The organism is Ensifer sp. BR816 (assembly GCF_000378985.1).
Taxonomy (GTDB): Bacteria; Pseudomonadota; Alphaproteobacteria; order Rhizobiales; family Rhizobiaceae; genus Sinorhizobium.
In genome coordinates, this window is sequence record NZ_KB905370.1 from 4,143,789 (window position 1) to 4,157,306 (window position 13,518).

The 13,518-nt window shown below is 64.2% G+C and carries 13 protein-coding genes; 3 read left to right on the plus strand and 10 right to left on the minus strand.

Annotated features, from left to right (window positions below; genetic code table 11):
- Nucleotides 1-236 precede the first annotated feature (236 nt).
- The 10 genes from RHIBR816_RS0119895 to RHIBR816_RS0119940 all read right to left on the minus strand — a co-directional run bounded on the left by RHIBR816_RS0119895 (nt 237) and on the right by RHIBR816_RS0119940 (nt 8,352).
- Nucleotides 237-1,211: a DUF3618 domain-containing protein gene (locus RHIBR816_RS0119895; protein ID WP_018238349.1), complete on the minus strand. Its 975-nt coding sequence runs from the start codon at nt 1,209-1,211 to the stop codon at nt 237-239.
- Entirely contained in the window at nt 1,208-1,627 is a 420-nt protein-coding gene (locus tag RHIBR816_RS0119900; RefSeq protein WP_018238350.1) for a phage holin family protein, read from the minus strand. Before RHIBR816_RS0119900 ends, RHIBR816_RS0119895 begins: the two co-directional genes overlap by 4 nt.
- Nucleotides 1,620-2,228, minus strand: a complete 609-nt coding sequence (locus tag RHIBR816_RS36225; RefSeq protein WP_084811123.1) for a nutrient deprivation-induced protein — start codon at nt 2,226-2,228, stop codon at nt 1,620-1,622. The genes RHIBR816_RS0119900 and RHIBR816_RS36225 overlap by 8 nt, the downstream gene beginning before the upstream one ends.
- Nucleotides 2,229-2,556: 328 nt before the next feature.
- Nucleotides 2,557-2,793 (minus strand): 30S ribosomal protein S21, encoded by a 237-nt coding sequence (rpsU, locus tag RHIBR816_RS0119910; RefSeq protein WP_018238352.1) that lies wholly within the window; start codon nt 2,791-2,793, stop codon nt 2,557-2,559.
- 120 nt (nt 2,794-2,913) lie between these two features.
- Nucleotides 2,914-3,201 (minus strand): hypothetical protein, encoded by a 288-nt coding sequence (locus RHIBR816_RS0119915; RefSeq protein ID WP_018238353.1) that lies wholly within the window; start codon nt 3,199-3,201, stop codon nt 2,914-2,916.
- Between the two features lie 166 nt (nt 3,202-3,367).
- Nucleotides 3,368-3,577 (minus strand): cold-shock protein, encoded by a 210-nt coding sequence (locus tag RHIBR816_RS0119920; RefSeq protein ID WP_018238354.1) that lies wholly within the window; start codon nt 3,575-3,577, stop codon nt 3,368-3,370.
- Between the two features lie 209 nt (nt 3,578-3,786).
- Complete coding sequence (locus RHIBR816_RS0119925; protein WP_034815526.1) at nt 3,787-5,217, minus strand: FAD/NAD(P)-binding protein; 1,431 nt, start codon at nt 5,215-5,217, stop codon at nt 3,787-3,789.
- 152 nt (nt 5,218-5,369) lie between these two features.
- Nucleotides 5,370-6,137, minus strand: coding sequence for a 2-dehydro-3-deoxy-D-gluconate 5-dehydrogenase KduD (gene kduD, locus RHIBR816_RS0119930; RefSeq protein ID WP_018238356.1), 768 nt, complete (start codon nt 6,135-6,137; stop codon nt 5,370-5,372).
- Nucleotides 6,134-6,982 (minus strand): 5-dehydro-4-deoxy-D-glucuronate isomerase, encoded by an 849-nt coding sequence (gene kduI / locus RHIBR816_RS0119935; protein WP_018238357.1) that lies wholly within the window; start codon nt 6,980-6,982, stop codon nt 6,134-6,136. Before kduI ends, kduD begins: the two co-directional genes overlap by 4 nt.
- A 92-nt stretch (nt 6,983-7,074) precedes the next feature.
- Nucleotides 7,075-8,352, minus strand: a complete 1,278-nt coding sequence (locus tag RHIBR816_RS0119940; protein WP_018238358.1) for an ABC transporter substrate-binding protein — start codon at nt 8,350-8,352, stop codon at nt 7,075-7,077.
- Between the two features lie 196 nt (nt 8,353-8,548).
- Here RHIBR816_RS0119940 and RHIBR816_RS0119950 point away from each other — a divergent pair, with 196 nt between their 5' ends.
- Genes RHIBR816_RS0119950 through RHIBR816_RS0119960 form a run of 3 tightly spaced genes read left to right on the plus strand, consistent with a single transcriptional unit; the run spans nt 8,549 to nt 13,504 of the window.
- Nucleotides 8,549-11,065, plus strand: coding sequence for a hypothetical protein (locus tag RHIBR816_RS0119950; RefSeq protein ID WP_026187220.1), 2,517 nt, complete (start codon nt 8,549-8,551; stop codon nt 11,063-11,065).
- Nucleotides 11,066-11,078: 13 nt separating this feature from the next.
- Nucleotides 11,079-12,173: a glycoside hydrolase family 105 protein gene (locus RHIBR816_RS0119955; protein WP_026187221.1), complete on the plus strand. Its 1,095-nt coding sequence runs from the start codon at nt 11,079-11,081 to the stop codon at nt 12,171-12,173.
- Nucleotides 12,170-13,504, plus strand: coding sequence for a glycoside hydrolase family 28 protein (locus RHIBR816_RS0119960; protein ID WP_018238362.1), 1,335 nt, complete (start codon nt 12,170-12,172; stop codon nt 13,502-13,504). The genes RHIBR816_RS0119955 and RHIBR816_RS0119960 overlap by 4 nt, the downstream gene beginning before the upstream one ends.
- Nucleotides 13,505-13,518 lie beyond the last annotated feature (14 nt).

Consider the following 13,518-nt stretch of genomic DNA (forward strand, 5'->3'; position numbering starts at 1 on the left):
AGGCGCGATCCGGCGGTGTTACCGAAATTGGGATCGCGCTTCGGCCGAGACGTATCTCTGTCTGTGGAGCCCTGGAGGGAGCGGCCGAACTCAACGCGTCGAGCGCACGTGTCGTTAGCTTACGACTTGGGGTCGATCGATCGTGAGCGGCAACCCCAGGGCAGAGCATTGTCGCTCACGATTGATCGGCCTTGCCTCGGTAGTCGTCGACCAAGGCAAGGCACGGCGGGGAACCATTATTCCCGAAGCGTTTCGCGGACACGCTCCCTGGCGGCGTCGTGCGCTTCAAGCGCGGCATTGCCCGCCTTGTCCAACATCTCCTGCGCAGTCCCAATTGCCTCGCCGACAGCGGCGGTGGCCTTGTCGCTGAGCTTGCTGCGCAATTCATCCGCCGTCTCGCCGATGGCCTCGTCCTCGGCCTCGGTGTGGGGCAGCGCCGCCCCGATTGCCGCACCGACGGCGAAGGCAAGCGCCCCGCCGACCAACGGCTGATCCCGGAAATGCTGGAGAATCATCGCATTCAGGCGCGCGCCCTGATCCTCGAGCGATCGCCCGGCGGACTGGACGTTGCCGGCAAGAGACTTGCCGGTTTCCGCAATGGAATCGGACATGCGGGTCGCCGAGTCGCTCACCTGCCGCCACGTCCTGGAGGCCCAACCGGAGGCTTCGTCGAACAGGGCCCCGGTCTCGTCCTGAATGTTCTCGATCTGCTTGCCGGCCGCGTCCGCAAAGCCACGATAAATCTTGCCGCCCTGGTCGACGAAGTGGCCGGCACGACGACCAGCGATATCCGTCATTGCCCGGAAGCGATTGCCGCTCTCATCGGCAAAATGACTGTAGCGCTCGCCGAAGCCCTCCTCGACCGGACCGGTCCGTTTCACGGCACCCGTCACGGTCGCAAGCGGATACTCGTCCGCGGCGTCGCCGGGCCCCGTAAATCGTGGCGCTCGCGAACCCGGATTGGCGAGCAGCCAGGCGAGGCTCACGCCCATCAGCGCCACGGGGATCGGATTTGCCTTCAGTGCAACGCCCAGATTGCTCAGATATTCGGCGCCGCCGCTCGTCTTGGCATAGTCGAGCACCTCGTCCATCAATTGGCCCGGTGACATGCGTTCCTGGATGGCGTGGAGCTTCTCCTCGATCCGCTGCCGATCGGCCTCGATCTCGCGCTGCAGCTCGGCGGCCGAATGCATGTGGGATAAATCGTTCATGGCATTCTCTCCTTCACGACGTCGAGGTCGCGCTGCACGGAGCTCGTCGTCCTGTCGAAATTGAGACTGTTGCTACGCAAGGTCGAAACGCTGCGCGAGATCATCGCCCAGGCGAGGAGCGCAACGATGACGCCGATGATGACTGCCGACAGGGCATCGGCGTTTGGTTCGGTCAAGCCCCGTGCCACGAGAAAGGCCCCCAGCCCCTGGACCGCCGCACTCAACAGCACGCCAATGGCGCCGATTGCGAAGATCAATCCGACAAGAAGCGTCTCCAGACTGCCTACCGCCCGGTTGAAATTCTCGGACGCCTCGGCCTTGGCCAGATCTATTTCCTTTCGGAAAAGCCCGGATATGTCACCCACCAGTCCCGTCATCAGTTCCGACAGGGGGCGGTCGTCCCGATGGTTAGCCATTGTGCCGGTCCTCCTCGAAATTCCAGGCGCCTTCGTCCGGTCGGGGACTTGCCGCTGGCGACGGAGAACCTGGTTGGGAAACCTGGCGCCTGCTGCGCCGGTGCGCCGAGGCGGTCAGGAAGCGACTGGCAGCCAGGCCGGCGATCGCCGCCATGCCGAGGAAGGCAAGCGGCTGCTTGCGGCCGAAGTCCTCGGCCATTCCGGCTATGTCGCCGAGATTGCGACCCTCGATATCGCGCGCGAAGCCCTGGAGCGCGCTACCCATCTGCTTGGCATAGCGGCCCACGGTGCGTTGATCCGACTGTTCGAGTTCGGCGCCGACTTTCTCGAGGGCCGTTGCTACGCCGCCGACCTGTCGTGCGGCCAGGTTCTTCTCGTCTTCGACGGCGCGGCTGACCGCTTCCTTGGCTTGTTCCGTTTGCTCGTCGGCGAATTGCCGGAGCTCGTTCAGGTCCTCATGTACGGCTTGCTGCAGGGAACGGTCGTTGCCAACCTCCCCTCCCCGTGATCCAGCCTCAGGCTGGCTGCCGGCACTGACCGGCGTCGTTGCAGGCCAACCGGGTTGCTCACCGGGGCCGCGACCACCTATCTCATTGTTCATCTTGGCTTCTCCCGTCGCGAAACGACTGTTTATGTCATTTCCAACCAACCACTTGCGGCGTTGTTCCATTGCGGCCACGGAAGGTGCGGGGAATTGGAGGAGAGGCGGGAGAAAAATCGGAAACAGGGAACGCCGGAAGGCCTCCCGCCCTTCGAAGGAAGGACGGAACAGCTTCGTGCCGGCGAGGACAGACGGGCGCTTTTCGCCAGCAGCCCCGCTCTACTGCATGATTTGCTTAAATCGGAATCGACTTAAGGAGCAGCATTCAAAGTGCTACAGCGACCTTGCGCGTCTGTCGAGACGCGCGGGCCGTAGGTTCGAGCTCAGATCAGCGTGCGCGGACTGCTTTTTTCGGCGCCGGCAGCAGGCCTTCGCGCTGCAGTTTCTTGCGCGCAAGCTTGCGGGTGCGGCGAACGGCCTCGGCCTTTTCGCGGGCACGTTTTTCGGACGGCTTTTCGTAGGCGCTGCGCATCTTCATTTCGCGGAAGACGCCTTCGCGTTGCATCTTCTTCTTGAGAACGCGGAGAGCCTGGTCGACGTTATTATCTCTGACGAGTACCTGCAAAGTATATCCTTTCCGTGTTGATGAGATCTGCTACATGTTTCCTTCGATCCGAAGCGACGGCGGAATTCGAAGCATCAGCCAACCTTGCCGGGCACGGCCTGGGCGCTGAGGGCAGTCATTTCACCTGGCCGTCCTGGTGCTCAAGGGTTTGAGCCAAGGCGTGCCGCTGACCATTGCCGCCGGACCGCGCTCACCGACGGGCAAGGCGGTTTCGGCAGAATCGATATCGTGTTCGAAGATGCGTCGTTCGAAGGTCTCGGTTCCGAACCGGATGCGGTACTGCGCTTCTCCATGTTCGGCTGCCGGAAGGATGCCGACGATGCGGCAGGTCCTGTCGGCGGCCAACGTCCGCATGAGGTCAGCCCTGAGGACGACCTTGTCGCCAACGCTGTAGGTGTTCCGGCTCATTGCCATCTCCTTCGTCCGTGCCGCATGCAAGCGGCACAAGCAAAAAAGGCCGGGCGTTACCCCGACCTCCTCTTGAGCGCCGTGCGTCCCTCAGGCGCGCAACGGCGCTATGTCATTCAAGCGCTCCCTGCCAGTACATCCGTGGTCAGCGGAGGCGAATGACAATTTAGGCGGCTCGCAGATTGTCCGCCGAGCTCTTGCCGGACCTGTTGTCGCGGACGACGTCGTAGGTCACCTTCTGACCCTCGACGAGCGAGCGCATTCCGGCCCGTTCAACCGCAGAGATGTGGACGAACACGTCCGTCGTGCCGTCGTCGGGCTGAATGAAGCCGAAGCCCTTGGTGCTGTTGAACCACTTTACCGTGCCTGAACTCATAACGATTCCCGTTCAATCGGTGGAAATTACGGACGAATATACGCCCGGCTTGATCGATATTTGAGAGGAAATCTGACGAAGCGCTTTGGCGCGTAGACAAAGGTCTCAAGCAATGTTCGACGCGGTATATATAGACGCTGCTTTCCGATATGCAATGGCGAAACCAAATTTAATCGCCGACGTCGCCTGCGCGTCGCGCCCTCTGCCTTTCATTCAACCGGCGACGGGGTGGCGCCGGATTCCCTCGCCAGCAGCGCCTCGATTTCGCGGGCGACAAAAACCGCATGGTCAGTCACTTGCGGCAGCCCCATCAATTCGCCGAACGTGCCGCGCGCCAGCGGCCCGGCGATAAAGAGGCTCGCCTCCACGCGGCCTCCTGAACCGACGGCGCGGGCGTGACGATCGCAGGCGATCCCAAGGCCGGTTTCGCAAGGGCTGAGCACGCCTTCTTTCTCGAGTTCCGCCAGGAATGGCTGAGATTTCAGGATGTCTCCATGGGCGGGGCCGGTGGTCACCACGACCGCGTCCACGGCGATCAGGCGCAACGCGTCGAGGCCGCGCTGCCGGAGATCGACCCTGATTTCCCCGTCCTCGATCGCCGCCGATGCGATGGAGGCGGCAGCAATCTCAAGTCGACCTCCTTCGATCGCCTGGTCCAGCACGTATTCGACCTGGGGCGCGATGCGGAAGCGATGCACGTCCCAATGGGCGCGCGCCAGGCGGGCGATGCGGCGACGCTCGACGACCGGCAGGGCCTGCCAGATCTGCTGGCCCTGCGCCCGCACGGCATCGATGACCGGATGCCAGCTCAACCCCTGTCGCCGGGCATCCCGCAGCGTCCGGCGAATGCGGCGAAGAAGCTCGGATGCGCGGGCGATCGGTTCCGAGACGAAATCGCCGAACGGGTCCTGTGCGACCGACGGGTGACCGCGGGACCGCAAGCCGCGCCGCGATATGGAAATGACAGGGCCGCGGTGGCCCCTTTCCGTAAGGGCGGCAATCACGTCCGCCGCCGTCAGGCCATTGCCGACGACCAGCACCCGGTCTTGCGGCGCGATGCCGTCCAGTGCATCGGCCCTGGTCGAATCGGCAACCAGTTTCGGAGAGGACGAAAGCGGCAGTAAAGCCTTGGGCAACGTCGGCGCCGGATGGGTTGCCGCAAGCACGACGATGTCGGCGGCAAGCGCTTCGCCATCCTCGGTCAGTACCGCCCATCGGCCTGCCGATCGGCCGACCTTGCGCACGCGCTGGCGCCGGTGCTCGATCGCTCCGCGCGCAACATAGGGGGCGAGTTCGGCCGCGACATAGTCGCCGAACACGCAACGGCGCGGATAAGCGACGCCCTCGGCGCTATAAGCACCCGGGTCCGTGGCAACCGTATCGGCGCGGACGATATAGTCGGCGAAGCTTTCCGGCTCGTCCGGATAAAGGCTCATTTTGAAGGCAGGAACGTTGATGCGATGCGCCGGCTCCGCCGTGTCGTAGGCAAGCCCGGCACCGAGCCTCTCGCGCGGTTCGAAGACGACAATGCGTGCCCGCCGCCCGGCGCCGAAGTTGAGTGCCAAATGCAGGGCGGCGGCGGCACCGCTGAAGCCGCCGCCAATGATCGCGACAATAGGCAAAGACGCACTTTTCCGCATGCCGCCCTCGCTTTCTTCCCGTCCTGCGACGTAAGGCTCGCATGCAATCGGCTCGGAGGAAAGATGTCGCATGGCGACGCGAGAAGAGATTCATTCATTAGAAGAGATCGAAGTAAAGGCTCGAGTGGCCGTAATGGCCCTGTCCCTAAGCCCTACCGCGCGAGCCAACCGCCATCAACGGCCAGAACCTGCCCGGTGACATAGCTGCTCGCAGGGGACGCGAAGAACAGAACCGCAGTGGCGAGATCGCCTGGCTCACCCCAGCGACCGCAAGGAATGCGCTCGAGAATGGCACGGTGGCGGTCGGGATCGTTGCGCAGCGCTTCGGTGTTGTCGGTCACCATGTAGCCGGGTGCGATCGCGTTGACCGTGATCCCCTTGGCGGCCAATTCGTTGGCCATCAGCTTGGTGAGCCCGGCCATGCCATGCTTGGACGCCGTATAGGAGGCGACGCGGATCCCGCCCTGGAAGGACAGCAGCGAGGCGATGTTGACGATGCGCCCCTTGATGCCCCGCTCGATCATATGCCGCACTGCGGCCTGCGAGAGGACGAAGCCGCTTTTCAGATTGATGTTCAGGACGTCGTCCCAATCTTCCTCGCTGAAATCGGTGAAGTCGGCGCGGCGAATCTGACCGGCATTGTTGATGAGGATGTCGACCGATGCGCCGCCTTCGACGAGACCGGCAAACATCTCCGATATGCCGCTCGGGTCTCTGAGGTCGTAGACGACTTCTTCAAATCGCCGTCCCAGCGCCTCGACTATGCTGCGCGTCTCGGCCATTTCCCGCGACCCCAGCCCGATGATGTCGGCGCCGGCGGAGGCGAGCGCCAGGGCCAGGGCCTGCCCCAGGCCGGTGCGCGCGCCGGTGACCAGCGCCCGTTTGCCGCTGAGGTCGAAGAGATTGGCCGCCGCGGTCACCGGATATCCCCCATCGGCACGAAATCCATGTCCTTGAAGGACTTGTTGTCGCCGGCCATGCTCCAGATGAAAGCATAGGCCGAGGTGCCGGCGCCGCAATGGACCGACCAGGGTGGCGAAACGACCGCCTGTTCGTTGCGGACGATCAGGTGACCGGTCGCCTCCGGCCGACCCATCAGGTGGACGACGAAGGCGTCCTGCGGCATTTCGAAGTAGAGATAGGCTTCCATGCGGCGGTCATGCGTATGCGCCGGCATGGTGTTCCAGACGCTGCCCGGCTCGAGCCGCGTCAGGCCCATCAGCAACTGGCAGCTCTCAACGACATCCGGATGGATGTACTGGTAGAGCCTGCGCTTGTTCGAGGTTTGCCCGTCACCGAGATTGAGCTCGATCGCTTCCACCTTGCGGATCTGCCGGCCCGGAAAGGCGGCATGCGCCGGCGCGCTGTTGATGTAGAACTTGGCGGGCGCCGAAGGGTCGACGCTTTCGAAGGAGACGTTCCGTGTGCCCATGCCGAGATAGAGCGCGTCCTGGAAGCCGACTTCGAAACTGGCGTCATCCGTCCGGACGATCCCCGGACCGCCGATATTGATCAGCCCCAGTTCGCGCCGTTCCAGCAGGAATTCGCCGCCGACGACCCGGGCCATGTCCTCGCCGAGCCCGATCGCCTGCCGATCCGGCATCACGCCGATGATGAGCAGCCGGTCGTAGTGGGTATAGACCGCATTCGCGCTCCCGGGCGCAAACAGCGCCTCGATCAGGAAATTCTGCCTCAACTCGCCGCCGGTCATGGATTCCGACTGCGAGTAGTGAACCGCATGGCGAACAGTGATCGACGACTGCATGGCATTCCTCTTCTATTGCTTTTAGCACGGGGACGACGCGCCCGCCGATCGGGCACGTCGTCCAGCCTTGGGAGGCTTGGTGAGAATGGTGCCTACTGCGACGCCCGGGCTTCGTTGATCTTGCGGACGTCGTCCTCCAGGACCTTGTAGGTCTCATCGAGCGACAATTCCCCGACGATCAGCTGGCTCATGCGCTGCACGATCTGCTGGTAAAGCGCCGATCCGCCCTTCTGGCGCTCGAAGTCGCGCGCCGCCTGCGGCACGTTCTTCTTGTTGTCGAGGAACACAGCCATGGCGGATTTGGCGTTCTCACTCGAAAGCTTGTACTGCGGGTCCTTGATTTCGGCGCCGGTCAGGATGACGTAATTTTCGGCGATCTCCCGCTGGATTTTCTCGGAGCCGAGGAATTCGATGAACTCGGCCACCGCTTCCGGGTGCTTGGTCCGCTTGAAGCCGACGATCGCGGTGGCACCGGGCATGGCGTAGCACCCGGCCTCGCCGCAGGGCGCGTTGATCGCCGTCCAATCGAAGGCGTCGCCGATCTTCGTCTGGAACGGATTGACCATCCAGTTGCCGGCCAGATAGGTCACGACATTGCCGTTGACGAACTCGTCACCCATGTTCTTGTACTGCGATCCGCCGGCCGCACCCCACATCTCCTTGGGGAAACTGCCGTTCTCCGTCCAGGCCTGGAGATCGGCGATATATTTCTTGGCCGCCTCGTCCGGGAAGCTGAACTTGCCGTCCTTCACATAGGTCGAGCCATAGGAGAAGGCGGCACCCGAGAAGCGGTGACCCGAGCGGTCCATGGTGAAGGGAACCTGCACGCCCGTCGCCTTCGCCACCCGGGCGGAAGCCTCGACGATTTCCTTCAATGTCGCCTTCGGTCCCGGCAGGGGCTCGCCGGCCTGCTCGAACAGCGTCTTGTTGACGAAGGGCAGGTTCAGCGTCTGCGACGCCACATAGCCGTTGATGGAATTCGGTTCGTTGATATTCGGCAGCCGCAGCTGATCAAGGCTTGCGCCGTGAAGCTTGGCGTAGGCTTCCGGATCCTTCATGTGGGGGCGCATGTCCAGGTAATAGGGCGCGAGCTGCCAATCGGTGATCTTGGCAAGATCGGGGCCTTCGCCGACCGCGAGCTGCACCGGCAATTGCTTGGCGACCGCGTCGTAGCCGGACGAAACGAAATTGACCTTCACGTCCGGATGGGTGCTCTCGAACTCCTTGCTGAGCTCGGCCATGCGCTGGACATAGCCCTGGTCGTCATCCGTGAACAGGAACGTGATCGTCTTGGTTTCGGCCTGAGCCGAGGCTGCGCCGACGAGGCCGGCGATTACGAGGGCACTGACGCCCGAAAAGAGTTTCGACATGCTCATCCTCCCTTATGAAAACATTTTCATAAATCGAACCGGAACTCCTCTGCCAAATTCGATTTTCACCTTTTTGCGACTTGACAGCGCAAACGTCAAGCTGTTTGTTTTGGCCAAACTTCACGGCAATGTGCTTTAGATGCCGTTTCACAAAATATGAAAATATTTTCATACGATCGACGGGAGGCGGTCTATGATGGGCAATTTCCCGGCTAAGGCAGCATCTATTGATCCGACCTATGCGGTTTCGAACGGCGAGACGATCACCGCCTGGATCGTCTCCGATCTGATCAGCGCCGACTTCCCCGGCATCGCCGCGCCGGCGGAGGACCGCGTCAACTACCGCTTCATCAACGGCTTCGTCGATGTCGGCGACCTGCCCTGCCGCAAGGCCTTCTGGGAAGACATGGTCGGCCGGCCGATCGAACCGCATAGCGACTGGCCGGCCGCGCATCTCAATCTTCCGGGCGCCAACCGCCGCGTTGAATTCACCGGCTTCTGGCATCTCCCGACCCATATCCGCCGCTGGCTGAAAGGCACGTTCCGCACCGATGCCCCGCGCCGGCTCCGGCTCAGGCTCCGGACCTGCGGCGGCGTGCGCATCTGGGTGAACGGCCTGGAGCAGACGCGCTTCGAACCCTTCCGCCGCAATGTCGAGAGCGTGTCCGACGTGACGCTCGAGCTTCGATCAGGCGACAACGACATCCTGCTGCACACGGAGGACCTTGCCGAAAGGGACACAATCTGGTTCTTCGAGCTCGAGCTTCTGGACGAGGCGCCGCTGACCGTCGTCCTGCCGGTGCCCCTCGACAACGACGAGGTCGGCCGGCTCGCCGCGCTCGTGCGCGACGTCCGACCGTGCCGCGACGTCTTCGTCGCCTCGGCGCTCGAACTCGACTTCGACAGCCCGCCCGGAAGCGACCTTCCCGTTCTCGTCGAGGTCGTCAGCCATGGCCACGACCGGGCCGTTCTCGCCCGGGCCACGGCGACCCTCGGTGCCGCAGAGACCCGCCTTTCCATCCCCGAGACGCTCGACATTCCGGACGGCTATCACGGCGTGCGGATGACGATCGGATCCGGCGCCGGCACCGTGACCCGCGTCATCGACGCCGCCTTCCTTGGCCGGCTTTCGCCGGCAACGACTGCCGCGGCGCTTGCCGAACGAAAGCGGGCCGCCCTCGATTTCAGTGCCGCTCAAGGCGCCGAACGCATCGGCCGGGCGCTCGCCATGGTTGCCGCCGGCAGCGACGACCGGGCGACGATCGATCGCCTCATCGCGGTGACACTGCAGTCGATCGACCGGCGCGAGGATTGTTCGGACTTCGTCATGGTGCCGCTCATCTGGCTCGTCCGCGCCTACGGGGAGCTTGGCCCGGAGACGGTAGAAAAGATCCGGGCATCGGTCCTCGGCTACCGCTACTGGGTGGACGAGCCTGGCAACGACGTGATGTGGTTCTGGAGCGAGAACCATGTTCTGTGCTTCCATGCGAGCCAGCTGCTTTCCGGCGACTTTCTGCCGGACGCCGTCTTTACGGCCTCGGGCCGCAGCGGACGCGAGCAGGCAGCCCTTGCCAAGGCGCGTCTCAACCGATGGTTCGACAGCGTCGAAGCGCATGGCCTGGCGGAATGGAACTCGGCCGCCTATTACCCGATCGACTTCATCGGCCTCCTCGCGCTCGAACATTGGGCCGAGCCCGAACTCGCAGCGCGCGCCCGGCGCCAGCTCGACCTGATCTTCGAAATGATCGCGCTGCATACGCTCGCCGGCGTTCCGGCGGGCTCGCAGGGGCGCGCCTACGACAAGGAATTGCGCGCCGGGCCGCTGACCGAACTTGCCCCCTTCGCCGCGGTCGCCTTCGGCGAGGGCTGGCTGAACGGCGGCGTCGCCTCGCTGCCGATGTTCTGCTCATCGGACTATCACCCGCCGGCCCATCTCTCGCGCCTCGCCAGGCTGGCGCCCGGTCGCGCCATCGAGGCCCGCTACGCGCAGGGGCTCGATGCCGGCAAGCTGGTTCTCTTCAAGAACGAGGCCGCGCAGCTATCGACCGTCGTCGATCACAAGACCGGCCAGAAAGGCCACCAGCAGCATGTGCTCGACATCCGCCTCGCCGGCCATCCGATGGCGCGGCTCTGGGTGAACCATCCGGGCGAGGACGATCCCTGGGGCACCCAGCGGCCCTCCTATTGGGCGGGCAGCGGCATTCTCCCGCGGGTCGCGCAGCACCGCGACCTGGCGCTGATGATCTTCGATACGCAGGACCATCGCAACGGCTGGACGCACGCCTATCTCGGGCGCGACGGTCTCGACGAGATCCTGGTCGAGGACAATTGGCTGATCGTCCGCTCGGGCGCCGGCTTCGCCGCCCTTCACGCCACCAACGGCATCACCATGGTCACGAAGGGTGCCACCGCCGGACGGGAGGTCCGCTCCGAGGGACGCCTCTGCGGCTGGATCGGCGTCGTCGGCTGTGGCGGCGGCAGCGATTTCCAGCATTTCCGCGAGAGGGTCCGCTCGACCGTCGTTGCCTTCGACCCCGCTCGCCGCGCGCTTTCGGTCACCCCTCCGGACCGGCCGGCATTGCGCCTCTCCTATGATGGCGCCTTCTCGATCGGCGGAGAGCATCTCGCCTTCGATCACGGGCAGCCGACGCCCGAGATCACCTTCGACAGCGCCGGTGCCGCCGATCGGCCGGACCGCCTCTTCTATTCATGAGTGGACCATGCAGATGAATGAGATCAGCATCGAGCGATCGACGCTCAAGACCACGATCGACAAGGTCGCGGCCGCCTTCAGCCGTCTGAAGGGCATCAAGGAAGGCCTCGTCGGCGCCGATCATGCCGGCGGCATCCAGTTCGACGAATGGGATTGGGAGGTTGGCGTCGGTCTCTACGGCTTCCTGCGCCGCGCGCTCGCCACCAACGACCGCAAGGCGATCGACGACCTCGTCGGCTGGTATGCCTGGCAGATCGATCGCGGCCTGCCGCCGCGCCAGATCAACAGCTCGGCGCCGATGCTGCCGCTCGTCATCCTGACCGAGCATGTCGACCGCCCGGACTTCCGCGCCCTCGTCGAGGACTGGGCAGACTGGCTCGTGCACAAGCTGCCGAAGACCGAGGATGGCGGCTTCCAACATGTGGTCAAGGAGCGGCTGAACGAGGGCGAGCTCTGGGACGACACGCTGTTCATGGCCTGCCTCTTCCTCGCCCGCGCCGGCGTCATCTGCGACCGCCGTGACTGGATCGACGAGGCGGTCTACCAATTCATGGTCCACACGCGCTATCTCTCCGACCCGATCACCGGGCTCTGGTATCACGGCTGGACGTTCAACGGCCGGCACAACTTCGCCAGGGCCTTCTGGGCGCGGGGCAATGCCTGGATCACGGTTGCGATCCCCGAGCTTTTCGAGCTCGTGCCCTCGCTCAACCCCAGCGACAAGCGCTTCCTCTCCAACGTGCTCGCCAGCCAGGTCCGCGCACTGAAGCGTCATCAGCGCGACGACGGCCTGTTTCACACGCTGGTCAACGACCCGACCTCGCCGGTCGAGACGTCCGCCACCGCCGGCATTGCCTACGGCATCCTGCGCGGCATCGAAGCCGGTATCCTGAGGGAGGAAGACCGCGTCCACGCCGAGCGCGCCTTCAGGGCAGTGCTAGGGCAGATCGACACGGAAGGTGTCGTCCAGGGTGTATCGGACGGAACCCCCATGGGCCACGACCTCGACTTCTACCGGCGGATCCCCAACCTGCCGACGCCCTACGGCCAGGCCCTGACCATGCTGCTGTTGATCGACGTCCTTCTCGAGGAGGATGCGAAGCCGTGACGACGCCGCAGGAAATCGGCATCGAGGCAACCGGCCGTGACGCGACGGCCGGGATCCAGTCGGCGATCGACCGTGCCTCGGCTCGTGGCGGCGGCCGCGTCTCGCTGCTGGCCGGCGAACACGTCGCGGCCGGGCTTGTCCTCAAGAGCGATGTCGAACTGCATCTCGCCGAGGGTGCGCTGCTGCGCCCCATTCCGGATTACCAGGCCTATCGCGATGCCATCGTCAGCGTCATCGCGGAAAAATCCGACCGGGGCATGATCGTCGCGAGGGAGGCCGAGAATGTGCAGATCACCGGCCCGGGCCGGATAGAGGCGGGCGGCGAGCATTTCATCATTGGCGACGACACGGATGTCGGCACCTTCATTCCGGCGGAGTTCCGGCCTCGGGTGGTCGTCTTCGAGGGGTGCCGAAACGTCGGGTTTGATGGATTGCAGGTGACGGGCTCGCCAATGTGGACGCTGCATCTCGCCGATTGCGAGGACGTCGTTATCCGGAACGTCACCGTCGCCAACGACCGCCGCCTGCCGAACACGGACGGCATGGTGCTCGACGCCTGCCGCCGCGTGCTGATCGAGGATTGCATCATTTCCACCGCCGATGACGGCATCTGCCTGAAGACGAGCGCCGGGCCGGACGGCAAGGCTATCGGGACCTGCGAAAACGTCACGATCCGCCGATGCACAGTCTCGAGCCTGAGCTGCGCGCTGAAGCTCGGCACCGAGTCCTTTGGCGATTTCCGCAATATCGTCTTCGAGGACTGCAAGGTCAGCGACTCCAATCGCGGCCTCGGCCTGTTTTCGCGCGATGGCGGGCAGATGCGAAACATCCGATTCTCGCGGATCGAGGTCGATTGCCATGAAACCCTCGACGGTTTCTGGGGTTCGGGCGAAGCGCTGACGGTGACCGTGGTCGACCGGCGCCCGGAGCGCCGCGCCGGCGCCGTCGAGAACCTCCTGGTCGAAGAGATCAGCGGCCGCATGGAGGGAGCGATCAACCTCGTCTCCACCTCCGACGCCGGCATCCGCAATGTGACGCTGCGCGCAATCACGATCAGCCAAAAGCCCGGGCGGCTCGGCACCGGCCGCCGCTACGACCTGAGGCCGACCTTTGCCGACATTGCCCCGAGCGCCGAGGCGGCGGGACGGGCGAACGCCTGGACACGCGGCACCGACGGCCGGATCGTCGGGCTTGTCGACTATCCGGGCGGCATGCCGGCGATCTACCTCAAGGGCGTGCAGGGACTCGCCGCGCGGGACGTGGCGGTCAGCCGCCCGGACCAGGTGCCGGAAGGCTGGAATGCGAAGGATTTCGTCGAAGAGACGAACTGAACTGACGGGAGCAG